Here is a 19,549-nt window from a genome sequence, read left to right as displayed (position 1 = left end):
TTTCTTTTGGAATGTCAGATTATTTACTACCATCATATAAGAAGGACAATGAAAAAGGAATGGGGAATCGAAACATGAAAATTTGTACAGTGACACAGGCAACCATTGAGGAAGTCGCGCCTTTATTTAATGCCTATCGGGAATTTTATGGGCAACTGTCTAATATACAGAAAGCAGAGCAATTTATACGTGAGCGAATAGAACAGGCAGAGTCCATTATTTTTCTTGCGTATCAGGAGGATGAGGCAGTAGGGTTCGCTCAATTATTTCCTCTCTTTTCATCCGTAGCCATGAAAAAAGCGTTTATCTTAAACGATTTATTTGTTGCCAAACAAGCCAGACAACAAGGGGTGGCACAGGCTTTAATGGAACAATGCTACGTCTACTGTAAGCAGGAAAATGCTCGTTACATGATGCTTGAAACTGCAACGGATAACATCAATGCACAGAAGCTCTATGAAAAGATGGGCATGACGATTGATAACAATGTCTATTATTATAGTATTTATTGGTAATTAAGCTGTATGGTTGCTTAAGCGTGGAGCTCGATTGGTTGGTGGTGGGATTGCTCATAAAAGGACGTAAGTGTTAGACCTCGCCATGTCTAATTAGACATAGCGGGGCCTTGTGTTAGGCATGACTCATCCAGCCTGCGAAAAGACCAGAGGAGAAAAAGCGGGTAATGTTTTTGAATCCAGCTTCACTTAATAATTGTTGGATTTCTTGATCGGAAATGAAAGAGATATTCATGATGACTTTACCCATATTTTCTACTTTCTCTTTTGTGTAGCCAGCGTCTAAAAAGCCACTTTGCCAGATTTTGATACGATCTTGTAGTTCGTCACTTTCTCGGTCTCCATAGGCACAAGCAAGGACGAATGGTTTTCCGGGCTTTAATTGATCGTGAATGTTTTGTAGTAGATGTAGTTTTTCCTGACGATCTACAATGAAATGAAGGACGAGGATACAGCTGGCCGCATCGAATTTTGGCGTGGTTTGTGGCAAGCTCTCAATAGTTCCTTGTAGCAGTCGAACTCGGCTTTCTAATTCGAGTTGTACGGCCTTGTGTTGAGCGATTTGGAGCATTTCCTCAGCTGGGTCAATGCCTGTGAATGTCCACAGAGGGTTCGTTGGTCCCCATGCGGAAAGTTCATTGCCACCGCCAGCCCCCACAACTAGCAGGGATGCCTCTTGTTCACCTAAATGAGAACGGAAATAGGCTTGAGCCACGGCAAATAATGTGTCATAGGCAGGCACCGAAATACGAGTACTTTGCTCATATGTACGTGCCTTTTCTAATAAATGTGTTGATAGTTTATCCATCGATATAGCCTCCATTGCTTTATTATATATATTAAAGACCCTTATTGTCTGTAATTGAGTATAAATGAAAATGATTGAAAGGACAAAGAAATCGCTTTTTATAAAAGAGATTGGCGAAGCCTTTTGGTTTTCAAATGAGCAATTTCATGCAGGGCATCGTGTTTGGCTGAGCTATGTTGTGGGGACACTTTCCGTTCATGTGACCTTGTTAGCCGTGCTTATGACGGCATTTGCGGGCTATGTCATATGATAGATGAATGAACGGATGACAGGAGGCTTCATAGTATCGCGATTTTGGTAGCAGCAGGTTTTTCTATGTTTCCAATGCTATCATGATGACATTTTGACTTATTTGCATTTCTTGGCGGACGCTTGCATAATAGGGCAGAGAAGATTTTTTCGTGAAGGGACGTGCAAGCATGACAGAATGGCCTAAGGGAGTAGCAAAACCAGCAATTCGTGCATTACAGGCAGCGGGTTATACAGAATTGAAGCAGCTGGAAAAAGTGGACCTTACGACACTAGCTCATTTACATGGGATGGGACCAAAAGCGTTAGCGGCGATTGAAGCGGCTCTAAAGGAAGGTAGTGAGCCTCGTGAATAAGCTAACATTGTTTTTACTAGCTATGGTTGTCTACTATATTATCGTTGTATTCCTTATTAGCAAGCTGTTTATTATTCCAATCATGAAAGTGATGGCCTTGATCTTTTTTATAGGGGCAGGCTATATTTTTTCTCGTAAAATGCGTAGAAAATTACAGTAGGAGGCAATATGAAAATTGTAAATCTAACATTCTTTTATGGAGCAGTTATTATCTTAGCGATTACGCTGTCATTAGCAGGTGTTCGACTATCCATCTCACTCGGGATATTTGCGTTATTCGCAATAGGGGTAATTTATCGTCATATACATATTTTATATCGCACCAACAATATGGAGCAGGTGGATAAATGGGTGAAAAAACATAGAAAAGAACCCATCTTTGCTGCACTTTATGCCAATGCTTATGAGACGAAGGAAGAACAGATTCGTGCAGTTGATGCTATCATCGACTATTACAAGCAACCTGCCGTAAAGTATAATTATCAATTTATTAAAGCAATCATGGAAGAGAACTTAGGTGACGCGAAAGTAGCGGCAACAAAAATTGGCAAAGAACCTTTAGCTAGCTATGCACATTGTTATATCGCTGCACTCGAAGGCAGAACAGCTGACATGACAAGTGATAAGCTAACACAGCCGTGGATGCAACCCGCAATCGAAGCAGTCTATGCCTATACAGTAAAGGATCAAGCAAAATTTCGCCAATTTGCAGATGCGAGCATCGAACACGCTCGTGGCATACAGAAATATGGTCTTATACATAATTTCAAGCAACTAGAAGAAGATTTGGTCATTCAATAATAGTTGGGCTACTTGGTAACCAGTACATACGGTTTCAAGTAGCCTGTTTTCGTGTAGCTTACAATAAATGAAAAAATGATTTTATGAGGTGACAATGATTGTCTAAAATTGATCATATGATGCAGATTCTATGGATGCTGCATGCAGGCAGGAAAATTACCGCGAAAGAAATAGCTGAAAAATTAGAGATGAATATAAGGACAGTATACCGATATATTGACGCACTTTCTGCCAGTGGTGTACCGATTATAGCAGAAGCGGGTCATAACGGAGGGTATACCCTGTTGAATAATTTTATTAAAAGTCCTCTTCTATTTGAGATTGATGAGAAAGCGGCATTACTTCATGCTGCTATTTTTGCAAAAGAAGCTGGTTATTTTTTAGATGAGGCATTAAATAGTGCAACATCAAAGCTAACAAAATTTTCAAATCAAGAGCAAGAAGAAATGATTAAGCAACATTTAGAAGGATTCGAAATTGTAAGTCCTAATGCTCAATCATCTATGGAGCCGATATTGAAAAAAATAGAGGAAAGTATAGTAAACGAAACATCTGTTGAAATGGAGTACCGTACAAATAATGAAGAACAACCTAAACATAGGTTGATTAACCCGTATGGCTTAGTTTATTGGAATAATAACTGGTATGTCATTGCCTATTGTCATTTAAGGAAGGGGATCCGTAATTTTAAAGTAAGCCGCATTATCAATATGAACCAAACAGCCATTACCTTCCAGCGACCACAACCTTTCTCGGCAAGTGATTTTTTTATGAAAAGCATTCTACCACAAGTAGAAGATAAACGGGAACTTACACCTTTCATCATTTGTGGTAAGACGGATGCGGTAGATGACATAAGTCAGCATTGGTTTTTAAGGGATCACCTCAAAGAACGGACCTCAAAGAAAGCGATATTTCTAGTAGAGGAAGAAGCGTTACATAAATATGTTCCCTATTTGCTATTACCATATGGAAAATCAATACAAATAGTAGAACCAATAAGCTTAAAGCAAAAAATGATTGACGTACTTTATGAGCTGATTAATTTTTATCAAGTTGAAAACTTTACTGACGGAGAATGTCAGTGAAGTTTTTTTATAATAAGCGTAATTCATTTAAAAGGAGTGCTTATTATGCATACAAGAAGAGTGTATCTTTATGTATTTAATACGATGTCAGACTGGGAAATAGGCTATTTAATTGCTGAACTGAATTCAGGAAGGTATTTTAAAAAAGGATTAGCGGCTTTTGAGGTAATTACGGTAGGTATTGATAGAAGTCCTGTTACTACGATGGGAGGAATTACAATACTTCCTACTATTTCCATTGATGAATGTCAATTGAATAGTACGGATGTCTTAATTCTTCCAGGAGGCAATACATGGCTTGAGTCTATACATGATCCTCTATTGAAGAAAGTATCCATAGCGTTGAACGAAGAAATTATCATAGCTGCAATATGTGGCGCAACTATGGGTCTCGCAAAGATTGGTTTGCTAGATTCAAGAAAACATACAAGCAACGATTTAGAATACTTGAAAATGTTTTGTCCACATTATATAGGGGATAAACATTTTGAGGAAGACCCTGCTATAACGGATGGAAATTTAGTTACGGCATCAGGTACAGCCCCACTGGAATTTGCTGTTCATGTTTTGAGGCTACTTGACGTGTTTAGACCAGAAACATTACAGGCGTGGTTGAATCTTTATCAAACGCATGAAAAAAAAGACTATTTTGAATTAATGTCTTCTATTGAATAATTAAGGTCTCAGTGGAGCATGTGTAACAACATGCTCCTAAATTTATTCTTATATAAAGAGATACATTATCGCATTTTCTTTTCCAACAAAATGCCTCGTACGATGCCACCAATAAAGAGGATGCCTAACACGAAAAGAAATAGGTAGGCATGCCACTGCTGTAAAATACGCTCGTGACCTAGTGCCACTGTCAGGTCATTGAAAAGGGAATAAGTAAAATACAATAAAATACTATTTTTTATGAGACAAAACGTCATAATGCCATTTTGTCGCTGTCTATGGGACAGGGGTGCTTTATTTTTGCGCATGACAGGGTAGGCAGCTTTCATTTCTAAATAATGTAAAAGTAAAAATAGCATAAGTGCGATAAAGGGTAAATAAAAGATCGCAATTTTCGGTCCAAACTGGGCTTGCTCATTCGTAAAGCTTTGTAAGACAGGAATCGTTGCAGGGAGCTTTGAATATTGGATTAGAGTGGCGGTGATGCCAGCTCCAAAAATAGTGGCCGCTATAACAGTCAGCTGGTGACAAAAGCGCGGTGTGGGTGTTTTTTGTTGTGTATGCATCCTTGCCCCTCATTTCTCATCATTCAAAATGTTAATCTGTTATACTGTAACATAGAATGATTGCTTTTTGTGTTAGAGAAAGAAGGATACTATGGAATACTTGTTGTTTTTACTAATTGGCATCATTGGGAATGTCGTGGGCACATTAGTGGGTGGTGGCGGCTTAATTACCTTGCCTACCATGATGCTTATGGGCGTGCCCGTCCATTCGGCTATTGGCGCGAATAAAGTGTCCAATATGGTGAGTGCCTTTTCCAGTTTTTATACGATTTATAAACGAAAAGAATTAGCCTGGACAGAAATGCGTGCTGTCCTACTTGTATCCTTGATTGGAGGCACACTTGGTGGACTTTTCGCTTCGTTCATGAGTAGTCAAACATTGACGTTCATTGCCATTTTGTTACTAGGCTTTGCACTCATCATGTCCTTTATGGGTGGGGCTGATTTTGGTGATAGGGAATGCTTTACAATGAATCGAAAAAACGGTCCAATCCTTCTTGGGGTTGGTTTTTATGATGGTATGTTTGGCCCTGGCAGTAGCACATTAGCTCTCTATACATATGCACATGAGAAGATTTCCTATATCAAAGCAGTAGGGCTCTCACGGGTGGGGGTATTTGCCATGTGCTCAGGAGCGGCGATTACGTATATTGCGACGGGAAAAATTGAATGGCCATTAACACTTATTTTGATGATTGGCTCAACGATTGGTGCACAAATTGGGCTCGTGCTTGCAAGAAAAGTGAATGCGAATCAAGTGAAGCTATTATTGCGGATTGTAACGATTGTGCTGATTGTACAGCTTCTTTATGATTTTATCCATCAGCTTTAGGAGGCGATTGTCCTGTTTGAAATAACACCATACCCAACCTTTTCGTGGTCACTCTCGCGTCATAAAACATTGACAAGCTGCGCTCGCAAATATGGCTATGAATATTATTTTTCACATAACGGCTGGCTCAGCTATAATGTAGAGCCTTACCATCAACAGGTGTATCGCTTAAAAAAGCTACAATCGATGCCTATTTTATTTGGGCAAATTGTCCACCGATATATTGAACAGGCCATTAATGATTATCTACAGACAGGGAAAGCTTCTACACTGGAGGAGCTGATGCAAGGGGCACGTGGACAGCTTAATGCAGCCTTTATTGATTCTACACGCCATGTGGAGTTTTGGAGGCAAAAGCCGAATAAATACTATATGATGCAGGAAATTTATTATTACGGCACACTTTCTTCTGAGCTTGTGCAGGACTATAAAGAACGTTTACAGCTTGTGTTTGACCATTTTTTGATGAGCGAAACATTCCAGCAAATCACGGCACAAAAGGGCGCTCTCCGTATTGGGGAACCAGAGCAATTCCGCTCGATGAAAATAGACGGCATCCAAGTATTCGTCGTCATGGACTTTCATTATTATGATGAACGAGCAGATAAATGGATTATTGTTGACTGGAAAACGGGCGGGGAGTCTGATGATGACCGCCAGCAATTAGCGCTCTACGCCTACTATGTTCAGCAAAAATACCGTGTATCCTTGGAGCAAATCGAGGTCTATAACGAATATTTATTAACGGGAAAACGGAAGAAATATAGGTTTACAGCCTACGATATGGAGAATATTTTGCATACGTTTCAACGCAGTGTCTTAGCAATGAAAAAATATCAAGCCGATATTTTTTCCAATGAGCCTGTTGATTTCGAGGACTTTGAACAAACGCAAGAAAAATGGCATTGTCGAGGTTGTAATTTTAGAGAGTTGTGTGGGACAAGGTGAGAAAGAAAAAGAAGCGAGTGCTAAAATAGCCACTCGCTTCTTTTTATGTCATTTAGGGATGACAATCCAGCACTTCTTCAAGAGACCTTTGTGTTGCTTTTCCTAATAAAATATAGAAAAATGAGCTGAATGAGCATAACAACTAGAAACACGATGCCCAAAATAATGAATGACACCATTTTAATGGCAGGAGTCTGCACCATCCCAGCCGCATCAATATTTCTTACCCCAATAAATACTGCGAGGGCAGAAAAAATCAATAACCATACAATATTTATAGCCCACCATATAATTTTCGTAAACAAAATGAACATCCTCTTCCTATTTATAATTTCCTTTTATGGTTTTATTATATTGTTTTTGTTTGTTTTTGGAAACACACTTTAGACGGTGTTACCTCTCCGCCTTGAGACGGATTGACTTATTACTCTTCGGTTGGTGTGTAGAAGGTAAAACAATTTTTTCATTTGTCTAGAGCTAAAAAGGCTTCATTCCTTATTTAGGGTATATATGGTAAATTTGATATATGTAAATATTTAGGTATAAAAGGGGGAGAGAATATGTTACATAAGAAATCATCTAATCATCACTTAATGGGTATAGCACTGGTAACAAGTGAGGAGACTTCGCAGTGCCCACACAATTTCAAAACACTTTCTGGAGAGGGGGGAGAAAATGATTAATAATAAAAGGGCGCTTATTAGTTCAATCGTAATTTTATGTATATGTATGTGTCTTTTTTTTCCATATCCTTCTAATGAAGTGATGCATGCCCAATCTTCCTTTATGTCTTTTCCTATACAAACACAAGATGGCTATGTGTTGCTCGGCATCATTGGCTCGATTTTATTTATATTTGCGATAATTTTACTAGCTAGGAGCATAAACAAATATCACCTTACAACAATTGTTTCCGTAGTGTTACTCTATTCATTTTTACCCCATTTTCTCATAATGGCGTATCAAGAAACCTTAGCTACTGGTATTATGGCCATTTCATACAAAGGGGATGGCAACTGTGATTTTGAGATGGTGAGCAAAGATTTAATGAATGGGGATTGTACCCTTGTCTTACATAATCGAAGCAATGAAGCTGTGTCATTTGATTTAGTATTTTTAGATAGCCATTTCTCGAAAGAAGATGTGCGTATACCATCACTTATGAATATAGCAGGTCCATATCATGTGACAATCGAGGCCAATCGTGAAAAATTGATTCATCTGAAGAAATTACTCGATTTATCAAAAGTTCCCCATCCTATTTATGGTGGAGATTCGTCCAATGTGCAGGTTAAATTATTGGATGGAAACAATGAAAGAACTTTATAAATAGTCAAGGAGGGGGAAAAGTATGAGTAAATTATCATGGTTTTACTATTCTACCAGCCTAATCATAACGGCTATCATTTTTAGTCTTATACATGTTTTCACTGAACCAATTGTGATAGGAAGCTCCAATGGTATAAGTAATGGTAATCCAGGACTCTTTCCCTTAGTATTTTTCACACCGTTCTTCATTGTTTCCATCATGGGTACATATAAACTCGCCAATAGACTGGCTCTAAAAATGATGAAGACGATGCCATTTTACAGCATGATAGTGCTATCCTTTCTGTTTCCAAGTATTGTCTATTCATTGACTTTGAAAAAAGCACAAGAGCTAAGAGTGTTCGTGTTTGAACATAATCAGTTAGTTACGAAAATAGCTGAAATTCCATTGTTGAACACTTATTCCAATTCTATTTTTTTTACTGGATGGACCTTCCTTGCGCTACATTTTACAGTCATTTGGATCGCTTATCTATTAGCATTTATAAAGCATAAAGGTTAAACAGTTAGCCACTCCAAACAGTTGCAACCTTAGCTGAACCAGATAGGATGGGTTGTGGATATTAATGCTTCTACATTACAGTTTACTCGTTATCATCACTACTCTAGCACTCTGTGTGGGAACACAATTTCCTAGTATAAAATTGATTCGTTCAACATATACAAATAGTAGAGAACGTATTCCTTTTGACATAATAGAGGAGGATGTAGATGAGTAAACAAATGTCTATGTTTGAGCTTTTGGGAACACCAAAGACCGTAGATGAAGCTATCAAAAGTGTGGAAAAGAAAAATGTAGTCGTACCTCGTAAGGTGGGCTATATTGTGCAGCGATAAAACATGCCGTGTAACAGTAAATTAAAACGCTGTATTTGCTTTTATGAGTTACTTGTATTAAATTATAATAAGCTATTCATAGATTTTTAGAGAGGAGGCAAAATGTGATGGAAACTGTTTTCAGAAGAACTGCCGTTGAAGTAAAGACATTTTTACAATTAGATGATTACTGTTCAAAGGGACCAGTCTGTGATTTTTTAGAAAAACACCATATAGAACTCAGTAACCGGAAGCTTTTTGCCTTTGTATGTCATTCGTGAAATACGTATTTTAAAAACGATACAAAGTAATGCTTAGACGCCGGTTTTATGGCGTCTTTTTTGTTGTGATAAAACTTAGAGAGGGTGAGCAAATTGCTGAAAAAACTAAGGCAATTAAGGGATGTTTCAGTGTTCCAAGCGCTTCTAATTTAGCAAAACAATTAGAAGCGAGGAATTTTAACTATGAAAAAACAACCCATTTTTACTACATCATTTCTTTTTCTATTTATAAGTAATTTTTTCATTTTTATAGGATTTGAAATGTTACTGCCTATCTTACCGGCCTATTTATTAAGTATAAACGCCACTCCTATGCAAGTAGGTTTGGTAACGACGGTATTTACACTAGGCGCCATTATAATAAGACCTTTTATAGGTTATTATTTAATCGATCATAAGCGAAAACATCTAGCTATTGGGGCGGGCATCATGTTGCTGATGATTACCATGTTATATCCTTTTCTTAGCACGATTTGGATTTTCCTATTGTTACGGTTTTTCCATGGAACAGCGTGGGGGATTTCTACTACAGCCAATAGTACAATGGCTGTAGATATCATTCCTAAAGCTAGATTAGGAGAAGGAATGGGTTATTTCTCGGTTTCAACAACAGTCGGAGCTATTGTTGCACCAAGTTTAGGTATCCTTATGTATAATTCCTTTTCCTTTCATACACTGATTTGGTCATCTGCATTACTCTGTTTATTTGCGGTTATAATGCTTCCATTTATTCATTCAGCTACACCTAAACAATTTGACAAGCAGCCATTTCGATTTATGGAAGCGATTTTTGAAAAAGATGTATGGTTTCAGTCTTTATTGACTGTAGTGACGACGCTTGGTTTTGGAGCCGTCATTACATTCTTAGTCCTTTTCGGAGAGCAAAAGGGATTAGATCATATTTTTCTATTCTTTTTTATCAACGCAATTGTTTCCACTTTATTACGTCCATTTACAGGAAAATGGTTTGATAAAAATGGACCATGGTCTATTATCATTGTGTCAGCAACACTTGGTTTCTTATCACTAATTGTGTTGTCCTATACAACAAATAATCACACTCTTATTTTGGCAGCCATTTTATTCGGTGCAGGTTATGGGACCGTTATGCCATGTTTACAAACATGGACTGTTCAAAAAGTAAGTGAAGCCAAAAGCGGTGCAGCCAATGCTACTTTTCTTTCAAGTTTTGATGTTGGTGTTGGCGTTAGTGCATTTTTCTTAGGGATTTTAGCAGAATGGATGAGTATAGCAATGATTTTCCGTCTTGTTAGCTTAAGCTTTCTTATTGTTGTCCTGTTAGTATACTGCGATTACATTACCAATAAGAAAATGAACCAGTAATATAATAATAGGGACCAGTCTCAAATGTCTGGTCCCTTTACTATGATTCATTTCCTAATGATAAAAATAAAGGAAGAAAGCAGGGAATTCTGATTAAAAAACAGAAACTAGCTAAATGCCATAATTTATAAGAAACGGTGAAGGAGGCGCATGTTATGCAAATGGCGAACGGGATAGCAATGCTGGAACTCCATTATCAGGGCTTTGTGATTCATCCTACATTGGTGTGGGACCAGGACATGGCGGTGTTGATTGACACCGGTTTTCCTGGGCAAATGGAAGAGCTGCATGAGGCGATAGTACAGGTGGGTGTGTCGTTAAATCAGCTCAAAGCGATTATCTTAACGCATCAGGATGTGGATCATATCGGCTGTCTACCTGATTTATTACAGGTGTGTGGGCCACATGTTCAAGTATATGCACATGCTCTCGACAAGCCCTATATTCAAGGAGAGCTGCCGCTAGTAAAAGATGGACATTTAGAGAACCCTCCGAAGGGTAAGGTGGATGTGGTGCTGAGTGATGGTGAAGAACTACCATTTTGTGGCGGGATTCGTGTTATTCATACACCAGGGCATACACCAGGTCATATTAGCCTGTATTTAACACAGAGTAAAACATTGGTGGCGGGTGACGCGATGTATAGTGTAGACGGTCATATTGAGGGCGTTCATGAACCAACTGCATTGGACGTAGAAGAAGCTCGTCAGTCTTTACAGAAATGCCTAGATATCGACCTTGAAGCGGTGATTTGTTATCACGGAGGCATCAGTAGGGGAGCAGTCCTTGAACAAATGAAAAAAATATTGTCATGATAAAAAGACCACGCCAAGAAGGGTGGTCTCTTCCATTATTCGGCGATGGTCTCTTCAAATGTTTTACGGCCAGGGCTTACTTTATTAATATGAATATCGATTTTACGGATGGAATCCTTCGTTAATGGAATTTTGCCATCCTTTTCTAGTTTCTTCCATACCTTTACATTATCGCGGTAGAGGTATTCTGATAAGCGAAAGACATCTGCATCCATTTTCAAACCTTCCTCGAAGGTAGCCATAATTTCATCTTTGACTGCTTTTTCTACTTTTTTTCTTACTTGATCGGGTGTCAGCTTCCCTTTAAAGCCATTTAAAATTGTGTTGAATTTTAAATACACCTCAAATTGGACTTGATTGTTTTGGACGATTGGTTTGACATCGACATCTAACTTTTGAATATCGACAGTTAAGAAATCACTTTTCTCGTTATTTTCCAATTTTACAGTGATTTCCCCTTGCTTTGTTTCATCGTTCATCCATTCAATACCGCGAGCGGCTTTACCTTTAATATAGCCTTTAAAACTATCCTTTGAGAGGATACCGACACCTGCAAAAACGGTTTCTGTTTTGGTACCATCTATGGTTTCCCAGTTTTCATTGACAGTTACGTAAGGGATTTTCATTTCATGGTTTGGCTCATTTAAGCCAATCACTAGCTGTCGCAAATTAACAGGCTCTACAAAGGACTCCTGCTTAGCCGTATTTTTAGGATTACTTAATTTCGCGGCAGTCGGTGACTTCTCTAATAAAGGGGAAACTAATAAAACATCCTCGATTGGGTCTTGTGTACAGTAGACCCAAATATGATATCTCGTTTCACGAAAGCGTAAAAAAGTATCGATTACAGCAATGGCATGCTCATCCTTCATCGCATTCTCTGAGAAAAGAAGATAGGTCATATGCCCCCAAAATACTTCTTGGTCCATGGAACGATATAATTTGTAAATCGCTTCTTCTATTGTTTTTCCCTTCGCTTGACCAATTTCTGTAGGTGAGGCTTGAGGGTTAGATTGTTCTGTTTTCGCTACGTTGGCAAAGTTGATAATTTGTAAGTACACAGTATATTCATTATCCTTATAATCAACCCCAACACCTTGCACATAATACATTCGTTGAGGCTCTGTAACATCCCAGCAGCCTGACATGAGTAGTGTAGTCGTAAGCATTAAAATAACAATCGCAATATTTTTTTGACTCATATGTCTCCCTACTTTTTCTAGTTCATGTATAGTAGTTTGGACAAGAACACATGGTATTATAAGTACAGATTATGTAGGAATGACAAAAGAAAGTGCTATCCCCAGTCAATGTGACATGGTGACAGCACTTGTTGTTTTAGTGGAAATATTTTTCGACACGTTGAATGACGTCATTTGCTGATAGGCCATCCGCATCAATGACAGGGCCTGCCATGACAGGATCACTAATGCCCATCACGTCTCTGTCCTGACCTGTAATGATACAAGCATCACATTTTTTAGCATCCTCTTCATTGCGAAGCTGGATGACCTCATAGCCTTTTGCTTTTAAAGCATCCTCGATATTAGATAATGATTGTTCCACACCAATAATTCTAGACATTTTTTTGTCCACCTCCTATAAATAATGTGCCATTTCAGCTTGTTCATTATTCATATTATTTTTTAGAGAAGATGGATGATGTCTATGCATTTGTCCGTAATAGTGGTTGTGTGCTACATCTAAACGAACCACCAAAGCTTCGGGAGATGTTAAAATCAATGTATTCTACTGTGACACCTCTTTGTACTAATTGCTCGCCAATCCATGTAAATTCTTTATCTGTAATGTAAACCTCTTCATTGATAGGGAGACCGTTTGTTGCAAGTCGTGAGGCATCTTCTAGGGAAACATGAATTTTATCCCAATCCTTTAGCTGTTCGGGGATTCCCTCTAAGAAAGCATCCTCGCAGACAATCATCAGACCATCCCTTACCAAACTAAGTGCACAGTCTAGATGGAGAATCGTTGGATGAAGTGGAACCTCGACCACTGTAAAATCAAAATGACTGGCTAAATTACGCAGCCACTGCACGCCATTTTTATTGGAGGCTAGCCCTGAATTTCCTACGAAAATCGTTTTATCTAGCACTAACACATCGCCACCCTCTAAAAATGGGCCAGCCTCAGAATCCAGCCCGTCTGCGATATCAGGCTTTGGAATGGACACATAGAAACATTGGTTATCGTTTGCTTCCTGAGCTAAAAGATTACGCACTGGCAAGATTTCGTTCCGTCTATGAGGAAATCGAAGGGAGCCTTCAATTAAAAAATGACCGATAGTGAAAAAGGGATCACGAACAAAGAAATTGCTATAGCCATCCTCTTGTCCTAGCTCTTTTTCATAATCTGTTAAAAGTCGTGGCACCTGTACTTCCACACCATATTTTTCAAGTACCTTTTTAAAATTTGCTCGTTCTAATTCCCATTGCTGCTGTCTTTCCGGAAAGACCTCTTTGAAGTTTTTACCGAGCGTATCAACGCCTGCATAAATGGCTAGCGTTTCTTCTGTTAAAAATTCGTCATCTGTTGGATTGCCTGTAGCGGGAAAAGCAAACTCTGATTGAGCCATAACAACTCTTTTTAACGGAGCAAACTCACTTTTTACAAAAATATTCGTCATAGTACGACCTCCTGTTATATCATTTAGAGAAAATAGTGAAATTTTTTCCTGCGTTGTTCCATATCGTAAGGGATATAGTTACTACATAGTCAAGAAAGGTTGTAGGGTGGTGAAAAGATGGGCATTGCAGAAGTGTTGACCATTGTCTTTGTCGTTTTAAAGCTAACAGATGTGATTGCTTGGTCGTGGTGGGTCGTTTTATTACCAGCCATACTCTCATTCAGTTTGTATGTCATTGTGGTAGTAATAAAGCTTATGACGGTCCTTATTGCGGTAATCGCTGTTAAAAGGCGGGAAAAAAGAGTGGATCAATAAAACAAGGAGAAAATCGAACAAATTCGAAGATCACCTTATTCGTTGAAGTAGCTTGATTTCATAGTCAAAAATTATTGTACAGCGTTCCTCTGGATTCGCTAAAGAAAAAATGATAGAAGCATCTGTATGAGGGAATGAACTTCTTTTTCATCACGAGGTTATCTAATATCGAGATCAGTTGCGCTGTTTCCGCTGGATCAGTATAATACGATTTTTCCCTCGTATCTGAAATTAATACAGTATTGACTTCAGATATAGCATCATACTAGTGGTCTACGATAAAATGATAGTAAATAGTAATCGGAAAATAACCAAGTCCATCTTCTTTTAAGAATCGCGGTCGCCTCCCAGTTCTTGCGCCAATATAAATTAATTTTGGAAGTGGGGGAATGATGTTGTCAAAAACTTCAAAGTGGTAAGATCAGCCCGCCTAGGGCCAACCTTACCACTTCACTATTTGCTTAATTCATAGGTTTTCACAGCCGGAGCAACAAAACTTTCACATTTATCTAAAAGCGTTGCAGCGTCTTCAGCGACAATTAATGCTTCACGATTTTGAGCTTTTAAAAATTGTTCATTTTGCATATGGTCAAAAAATGAGATTAATAAATCAAAATAGCCTTCCATATTGAAAATCGCACAAGGCTTTTGAAGCAGCCCTATTTGATTCCAAGTAAACACTTCGAAAAATTCCTCTAAAGTACCAGGACCACCAGGAAGGGCAATAAAGCCATCAGCTAGCTCCATCATTTTGCTTTTCCGTTCATGCATCGTGTTCACAACAATCAGCTCGGTTAAGTGCTGATGAGCAATTTCACGTTCTTCTAATAATGTAGGAATGACCCCTATAACCTTGCCACCTTCTTGTAGCACGGTATTCGCTACTGTAGCCATGATGCCAACTGAAGCACCACCATAAATAAGGGTAATTTGTCTTTTAGCTAATTCTTTTCCTAGTAGAATCGCACCTTCACGATAAGCATCAGAAGCGCCAAGACTTGATCCGCAAAATACAGCAACACTGTTCATAGTAGATTTCCTCCATAACTGATTAAATTCTTCTTGTACCGAAAGCAGTGTAAACGCCCGTTGAACTTAGGGAATAGCGTAAAAACGCCACGCCTTTAGTAATGACAGTCTCATGCTGTTCCCAAAGCCTTCCATGGGTAGCATAGATTTTAACAAGGGCTTTGGCTAAGGCACAAATAATAGTATAATTTATTTTGAAGAGGAAGGAAATGGAGGAAAAGGAATTGGAACTAAATGAATTTCAACGTTGGGTAAAGGATTATTATGAAGCACGAGGCTGGTCAGAGCTCAATATTTTTACACGTATTGGCTTCTTGGCAGAAGAAACTGGTGAGGTAGCGAGAGCCATTCGAGCGATCGAGATTGGTAGAGATCGACCAGATGAAAAAACACAATCCTATGAGGAACATAAACAAGAGCTTATTGAAGAGCTAGGGGATGTACTAGGCAATCTTATTGTCATTGCCAATCAATATGATATTCCATTAGAAGAAATATTTGCGGCTCATCAAGACAAGCTAGTAAAACGCTATCAGGACTAGGAGGAACTCGATGGAATATCAAGTTGAGGTTTTACATAAACAGCATGAAGCGTTTACGAATTTTTTAAGTGAAAAAATTCGCGCCTATAATAATGAACATTCCTCTTATCATCGTGCAAGTAGACAGCAGGGGGCAATCCAACCATTGCAATTGATAGTCACAGATTTACAGCAGCAATGGGTAGGTGGTATAACGGCTGAAGTCTACTGGGGATGGGTGGAAATACATAAGTTTTGGTTTAGTGAAGAGTATCGTGGAAAAGGAATTGGCACAAAGCTCCTAGCCAAGGCAGAGTTAGTAGCAAAGGAAATGGGTGCTACAAAAGCTCTGCTGACAACCTACGAGTTTCAAGCTCGCACATTTTATGAGGCACAAGGCTATCAAGTGGTAGGAGAAATTAAAGATTATCCACCAGGTAGTAGTTATTATACGATGGTGAAAAATCTAGTGTAAGAGCGGTCAATGAGGATAGAAGCCGGCTTTAATTGACATCTCCTAAATAAATCGCTGTTTGTTGTCCTTGGATAAAGTGCTGTAGAGGGCGGATGAATGCTTTAGGATAAAATCTATAAGTGTGTAGCTCTTCTATAGGTATCCACTGTGTGTCGATTTGATGTTGATCTGGATTGGTTGGCTGACAAACTTGCCCATTGAATTGACATTGAAAATAATATTCTACCTGGTGGACATTTGCGTCAAAGGCGGCATGCTCATGATTTTTTCCAATATATTCTCGGATAAAAAGAAGCTCTCCAATCTGAACAGAGGAGCCGATTTCTTCGAGGCATTCTCTTTGCAGTGTTTTAGGGAATGTCTCACCATGCTCTTGTCCACCACCTGGGCAAAGATAAAAATAGCCCTCGTCATCTTGATTTTTTATTAGCAATATATTGCCATCAACGATAATGATGGCTTTTACAGAATTTCTAATCATAGGTATCTCCTTTGGATAGTTATTTTTCGTGGTCATGACTAAAATGCTTCATGAATGTCTACCTTAGTAAAAAGGGGAGATCAAGCGTGTATTCAATGTCCAATTTTAAACTACTTGTCGAAAAACAGGCTGAAATCGATACGATTTATCAGCGTTGTGATGATTTAATTGAGAAGACTGTTACACCGCAATTAGATGAAAAGGTAGAGCAGTTTTTAAAGATGGTCGAACAACATTTAACAAAGCAGGGCTTTAAGGTTACGAATACATCCACAGGTGTAATTGCCAATTATCAAGAAGCCGTCATTAATGTAGATAAACATTCCAAGCATTTGGAAGAATGCTTTTTTATCAATTTAAATAGCTATGCTGAGGATCAAGTATCCATTGTTTTGAACATCTCACCCACGATGCTACCGAAAATATCTAATCAACTCGATGGCTACACGGATATTATCGAGCAAATGACCGATAAGCTAAAGCAAGCCAAAAGTCTAGAAAAAGCCTGTACGAATCCAACATTTCTTTATAAAACGCAAAGCAATAAGGTTTTTCATTCGGCACAGGAAGTATTGGATTATTATTTTCAATAATGTCGTCAATAGGAGAAGCCACCTTAATTATTTAAGGTGGCTCATTTTTATGCTGACGATAAGATGCCCGCTTTCATCGATTATCGTATAAATTTTCTCCCACAAAGCCACATCGTCAGGGATAGACCTAAGAAATAGAGTGGCATTGTTAATAAAGAACCGTTGTGTAGCAAACTCATACCCGTTGTGATGGCACTGACTAATAGGTAATAGCCGAGACTAAAAATCGCGCCTGCTGTCCCAATAACATCCTGAAAGTCTACTAGTGCAAGACTTAGGCAATTAGGAAGTGCCATGCCAGAGCCGAGCAGTAGGACGAAAACGGTCAGCAAGATGCCGATTTCTACGAGTATTGCATGCAGTGGCATCAAACAAACGATAGTCAACAGCACAGCACCCAAAAGCATCACCAGACAGCCGAGGTGAATGATTTTTTGCGGTGGATGGTTGATGACCAGTCGTTTTGAAATCATGGCCCCTATGATAGAAGCCAATGCCACGATGATGCCAAGAAAACCGTATAGGCCTGGTGACATTTGAAAATGACCAATGAAGATAAAGGGTGCTTCGGCATAGTAGCTAAATAGTACACCATTGATGCCCCCAATCAGTAGTCCATAGACAAGAACGGTTGGCGAAGCAACAATGCGTTTGACGACAGGCCAAATCGCTATTCGTTGTCTTGCGGCTGGATCTGTTGTTTCAGGAAGTCTGTAATAAGCATACATGAACAACAAGATACTCATCACCACAAGGACAAAAAACACGGCTCGAAAGCCAAGTGCTTGATCGACCCAGCCACCAATCAACGGCCCTACCGCAGGGGTAAAGGCAATGACAGCTGAAATTTGTGCGAACATAGCATGTCGCTGGCTACCTGCTACGCTTTCACGCAAAATGGTCTGTGTAATAATGGAGCCAGTGGCAGCCCCAAACGCTTGAATAAATCGACTTGCAATTAGAAAAGGAATCGTCTCTGCGTAAACACAGAGCAAGCTCCCTATACCGTAAAAAAGGAGACCGGCTAACATGGCAGGTCGACGGCCAATGAAATCAGAAATCCATCCCCAGCAAAAAACACCTAATGCAAAGCCAATAAAATAGATGCTTAAAGTTAATTGGACAGCGCTATTGGATACACCAAGTGCAGCGGCAATATCCGGTAGAGATGGTGTGTATATCGTTTCACTAATTTGTGGAAATGCCACAAGAACAATCATTAATAATAAAGATGGTACTGCCTGTTTTTTCAACATATTGCCCTCCTACAAGCAAAATCTACTTTGTTCGTTACAAGTAGATAGCGTAGCTAGGGAAACGGCGGGACCATTATAAGTATACGTTCATAGGATGTCATGTTGAAAATCACCTTTATCTATACTCAGCAAAAATGGTATACCGAAAAATACGGAAGCTGAGCTGTAATGGATATGCATGTAGTAGGAGTGCATAGTCTGATTACTATTATAAGCTATTTTATAATACCTTTATAGTAATAATTGCTAATCTTATCAATTTTTAAGAGATAGAGCTAGTGTCAAAAAGGATTTTGAAGGTGGATTAGAGAAATGGTAATGGGTAGTAGAGGAGGAGAAGTGTGACATAAACCATATATTTTCTTCATAATAAAGCATAATCTTTCCAACCTTACACCCACAAGGGTTAAGTCAATTTAATTTAGTATACTATCATAGATATTAAACGATATATCAATTTTATTATTTATAATAAACAAGATTTTTAATCAAGCTTATAACCTAAGTTTATTATTATATCTTCCCACTGGTCCCTAATCTCATCTTCTAAAAAAACGCTACTCCCTAATTTCTTATATATTCTCCCTTTACTCGGAAAAACCCCATTATTATGTAATGCTATTGCAGCATTTTGAACATCACTCAAAATACTTTTGATTCTTTCCTTTTTTAATTTTGTTAAGTACTCTTTATATCTCCTACTAACCTTTTTACATAATTCTGGTGCCCATTTTCTTACCGTTCTTAATGTTAATTGCTTTTCTTTTGCCAACTGGGTTAGGCCACTATGACTAATTTGGTATTTATATTAT

The 19,549-nt window shown here is 38.6% G+C and carries 28 protein-coding genes; 18 read left to right on the top strand and 10 right to left on the bottom strand.

Features of this window, described 5'->3' with window-relative positions; all coding sequences use genetic code 11:
* Nucleotides 1-74: 74 nt before the first annotated feature.
* Entirely contained in the window at nucleotides 75-515 is a 441-nt protein-coding gene (locus MHI34_RS20610; protein ID WP_342503899.1) for a GNAT family N-acetyltransferase, read from the top strand.
* A gap of 115 nt (nucleotides 516-630) precedes the next feature.
* Here the strand turns inward: MHI34_RS20610 and MHI34_RS20605 are convergent, their stop codons facing one another.
* Nucleotides 631-1,323, bottom strand: a complete 693-nt coding sequence (locus tag MHI34_RS20605) for a class I SAM-dependent methyltransferase (RefSeq protein WP_271913074.1) — start codon at nucleotides 1,321-1,323, stop codon at nucleotides 631-633.
* 70 nt (nucleotides 1,324-1,393) lie between these two features.
* Here MHI34_RS20605 and MHI34_RS20600 point away from each other — a divergent pair, with 70 nt between their 5' ends.
* The 6 genes from MHI34_RS20600 (at nucleotide 1,394) to MHI34_RS20575 (ending at nucleotide 4,492) form a co-directional block, all read left to right on the top strand.
* On the top strand, nucleotides 1,394-1,573 hold the full coding sequence (locus MHI34_RS20600; RefSeq protein ID WP_271913075.1) for a hypothetical protein: 180 nt from the start codon (nucleotides 1,394-1,396) through the stop codon (nucleotides 1,571-1,573).
* Nucleotides 1,574-1,742: 169 nt separating this feature from the next.
* Entirely contained in the window at nucleotides 1,743-1,928 is a 186-nt protein-coding gene (locus MHI34_RS20595) for a hypothetical protein (protein WP_036127572.1), read from the top strand.
* A complete protein-coding gene (locus tag MHI34_RS20590) occupies nucleotides 1,921-2,088 on the top strand; it encodes a hypothetical protein (protein WP_170829807.1) in 168 nt (55 codons plus the stop codon). Before MHI34_RS20595 ends, MHI34_RS20590 begins: the two co-directional genes overlap by 8 nt.
* Before the next feature lie 8 nt (nucleotides 2,089-2,096).
* Entirely contained in the window at nucleotides 2,097-2,729 is a 633-nt protein-coding gene (locus tag MHI34_RS20585) for a hypothetical protein (RefSeq protein WP_058844974.1), read from the top strand.
* A 98-nt stretch (nucleotides 2,730-2,827) separates the two neighbouring features.
* Nucleotides 2,828-3,817 (top strand): YafY family protein, encoded by a 990-nt coding sequence (locus MHI34_RS20580; protein WP_340810928.1) that lies wholly within the window; start codon nucleotides 2,828-2,830, stop codon nucleotides 3,815-3,817.
* 45 nt (nucleotides 3,818-3,862) lie between these two features.
* Nucleotides 3,863-4,492 carry a type 1 glutamine amidotransferase family protein gene (locus tag MHI34_RS20575; protein WP_342503898.1) on the top strand — a complete coding sequence of 210 codons (630 nt, stop codon included), beginning with the start codon at nucleotides 3,863-3,865 and terminating at the stop codon, nucleotides 4,490-4,492.
* 65 nt (nucleotides 4,493-4,557) lie between these two features.
* Here the strand turns inward: MHI34_RS20575 and MHI34_RS20570 are convergent, their stop codons facing one another.
* Nucleotides 4,558-5,058 (bottom strand): DUF1648 domain-containing protein, encoded by a 501-nt coding sequence (locus MHI34_RS20570; RefSeq protein WP_036127545.1) that lies wholly within the window; start codon nucleotides 5,056-5,058, stop codon nucleotides 4,558-4,560.
* 91 nt (nucleotides 5,059-5,149) lie between these two features.
* Between MHI34_RS20570 and MHI34_RS20565 the strand changes: the two genes are divergently transcribed.
* Both MHI34_RS20565 and MHI34_RS20560 read left to right on the top strand, forming a co-directional pair.
* Entirely contained in the window at nucleotides 5,150-5,890 is a 741-nt protein-coding gene (locus MHI34_RS20565) for a sulfite exporter TauE/SafE family protein (protein WP_342503897.1), read from the top strand.
* A 6-nt stretch (nucleotides 5,891-5,896) separates the two neighbouring features.
* Nucleotides 5,897-6,838 carry a PD-(D/E)XK nuclease family protein gene (locus MHI34_RS20560; protein WP_342504493.1) on the top strand — a complete coding sequence of 314 codons (942 nt, stop codon included), beginning with the start codon at nucleotides 5,897-5,899 and terminating at the stop codon, nucleotides 6,836-6,838.
* A 77-nt stretch (nucleotides 6,839-6,915) separates the two neighbouring features.
* Here MHI34_RS20560 and MHI34_RS20555 read toward each other — a convergent pair whose 3' ends face one another.
* On the bottom strand, nucleotides 6,916-7,152 hold the full coding sequence (locus tag MHI34_RS20555) for a DUF3923 family protein (RefSeq protein ID WP_342503896.1): 237 nt from the start codon (nucleotides 7,150-7,152) through the stop codon (nucleotides 6,916-6,918).
* A 361-nt stretch (nucleotides 7,153-7,513) separates the two neighbouring features.
* On the opposite strand from MHI34_RS20555, the gene MHI34_RS20550 reads away from it, so the two are divergent.
* The 5 genes from MHI34_RS20550 (at nucleotide 7,514) to MHI34_RS20530 (ending at nucleotide 11,423) form a co-directional block, all read left to right on the top strand.
* Nucleotides 7,514-8,167 (top strand): hypothetical protein, encoded by a 654-nt coding sequence (locus tag MHI34_RS20550; RefSeq protein WP_342503895.1) that lies wholly within the window; start codon nucleotides 7,514-7,516, stop codon nucleotides 8,165-8,167.
* 22 nt (nucleotides 8,168-8,189) lie between these two features.
* Entirely contained in the window at nucleotides 8,190-8,669 is a 480-nt protein-coding gene (locus tag MHI34_RS20545) for a hypothetical protein (protein ID WP_342503894.1), read from the top strand.
* 209 nt (nucleotides 8,670-8,878) lie between these two features.
* The gene (locus tag MHI34_RS20540) at nucleotides 8,879-9,004 is read left to right on the top strand and encodes a hypothetical protein (RefSeq protein WP_255358833.1); all 126 of its coding nucleotides are present in this window, start codon (nucleotides 8,879-8,881) and stop codon (nucleotides 9,002-9,004) included.
* Nucleotides 9,005-9,447: 443 nt separating this feature from the next.
* The gene (locus tag MHI34_RS20535) at nucleotides 9,448-10,608 is read left to right on the top strand and encodes an MFS transporter (RefSeq protein ID WP_342503893.1); all 1,161 of its coding nucleotides are present in this window, start codon (nucleotides 9,448-9,450) and stop codon (nucleotides 10,606-10,608) included.
* Nucleotides 10,609-10,763: 155 nt separating this feature from the next.
* Nucleotides 10,764-11,423 carry an MBL fold metallo-hydrolase gene (locus tag MHI34_RS20530; RefSeq protein WP_036127524.1) on the top strand — a complete coding sequence of 220 codons (660 nt, stop codon included), beginning with the start codon at nucleotides 10,764-10,766 and terminating at the stop codon, nucleotides 11,421-11,423.
* A gap of 35 nt (nucleotides 11,424-11,458) precedes the next feature.
* Here MHI34_RS20530 and MHI34_RS20525 read toward each other — a convergent pair whose 3' ends face one another.
* The 3 genes from MHI34_RS20525 to MHI34_RS20515 form a co-directional block, all read right to left on the bottom strand.
* Nucleotides 11,459-12,625, bottom strand: a complete 1,167-nt coding sequence (locus MHI34_RS20525) for a Ger(x)C family spore germination protein (protein ID WP_342503892.1) — start codon at nucleotides 12,623-12,625, stop codon at nucleotides 11,459-11,461.
* Between the two features lie 136 nt (nucleotides 12,626-12,761).
* Entirely contained in the window at nucleotides 12,762-13,007 is a 246-nt protein-coding gene (locus tag MHI34_RS20520) for a YkuS family protein (RefSeq protein WP_036127519.1), read from the bottom strand.
* A gap of 82 nt (nucleotides 13,008-13,089) precedes the next feature.
* Nucleotides 13,090-14,067, bottom strand: a complete 978-nt coding sequence (locus MHI34_RS20515; RefSeq protein ID WP_342503891.1) for an arginine deiminase family protein — start codon at nucleotides 14,065-14,067, stop codon at nucleotides 13,090-13,092.
* 117 nt (nucleotides 14,068-14,184) lie between these two features.
* On the opposite strand from MHI34_RS20515, the gene MHI34_RS20510 reads away from it, so the two are divergent.
* Nucleotides 14,185-14,382 (top strand): Fragile-X-F protein, encoded by a 198-nt coding sequence (locus tag MHI34_RS20510; RefSeq protein ID WP_036127503.1) that lies wholly within the window; start codon nucleotides 14,185-14,187, stop codon nucleotides 14,380-14,382.
* A gap of 453 nt (nucleotides 14,383-14,835) precedes the next feature.
* On the opposite strand, the gene MHI34_RS20505 is transcribed toward MHI34_RS20510, so the two are convergent.
* Entirely contained in the window at nucleotides 14,836-15,411 is a 576-nt protein-coding gene (locus MHI34_RS20505; RefSeq protein ID WP_058844982.1) for a TIGR00730 family Rossman fold protein, read from the bottom strand.
* A gap of 224 nt (nucleotides 15,412-15,635) precedes the next feature.
* Here MHI34_RS20505 and MHI34_RS20500 point away from each other — a divergent pair, with 224 nt between their 5' ends.
* Together MHI34_RS20500 and MHI34_RS20495 are read left to right on the top strand one after the other, a co-directional pair.
* Nucleotides 15,636-15,953: a MazG-like family protein gene (locus MHI34_RS20500; protein WP_036127510.1), complete on the top strand. Its 318-nt coding sequence runs from the start codon at nucleotides 15,636-15,638 to the stop codon at nucleotides 15,951-15,953.
* A gap of 10 nt (nucleotides 15,954-15,963) precedes the next feature.
* Nucleotides 15,964-16,407 carry a GNAT family N-acetyltransferase gene (locus MHI34_RS20495; RefSeq protein ID WP_082673767.1) on the top strand — a complete coding sequence of 148 codons (444 nt, stop codon included), beginning with the start codon at nucleotides 15,964-15,966 and terminating at the stop codon, nucleotides 16,405-16,407.
* Nucleotides 16,408-16,435: 28 nt separating this feature from the next.
* Here the strand turns inward: MHI34_RS20495 and MHI34_RS20490 are convergent, their stop codons facing one another.
* Complete coding sequence (locus MHI34_RS20490; protein WP_342503890.1) at nucleotides 16,436-16,888, bottom strand: NUDIX domain-containing protein; 453 nt, start codon at nucleotides 16,886-16,888, stop codon at nucleotides 16,436-16,438.
* A gap of 95 nt (nucleotides 16,889-16,983) precedes the next feature.
* On the opposite strand from MHI34_RS20490, the gene MHI34_RS20485 reads away from it, so the two are divergent.
* Nucleotides 16,984-17,481: a hypothetical protein gene (locus MHI34_RS20485; protein WP_230593953.1), complete on the top strand. Its 498-nt coding sequence runs from the start codon at nucleotides 16,984-16,986 to the stop codon at nucleotides 17,479-17,481.
* An 80-nt stretch (nucleotides 17,482-17,561) separates the two neighbouring features.
* Here MHI34_RS20485 and MHI34_RS20480 read toward each other — a convergent pair whose 3' ends face one another.
* Complete coding sequence (locus MHI34_RS20480; RefSeq protein WP_340809798.1) at nucleotides 17,562-18,734, bottom strand: multidrug effflux MFS transporter; 1,173 nt, start codon at nucleotides 18,732-18,734, stop codon at nucleotides 17,562-17,564.
* A 487-nt stretch (nucleotides 18,735-19,221) separates the two neighbouring features.
* Complete coding sequence (locus MHI34_RS20475; RefSeq protein WP_342503889.1) at nucleotides 19,222-19,509, bottom strand: hypothetical protein; 288 nt, start codon at nucleotides 19,507-19,509, stop codon at nucleotides 19,222-19,224.
* Nucleotides 19,510-19,549 lie beyond the last annotated feature (40 nt).

Source organism: Lysinibacillus sp. FSL L8-0126, assembly GCF_038630385.1.
Classification (GTDB): domain Bacteria; phylum Bacillota; class Bacilli; order Bacillales_A; family Planococcaceae; genus Lysinibacillus; species Lysinibacillus fusiformis_D.
This window is presented reverse-complemented; position numbering and strand designations above follow the sequence as displayed.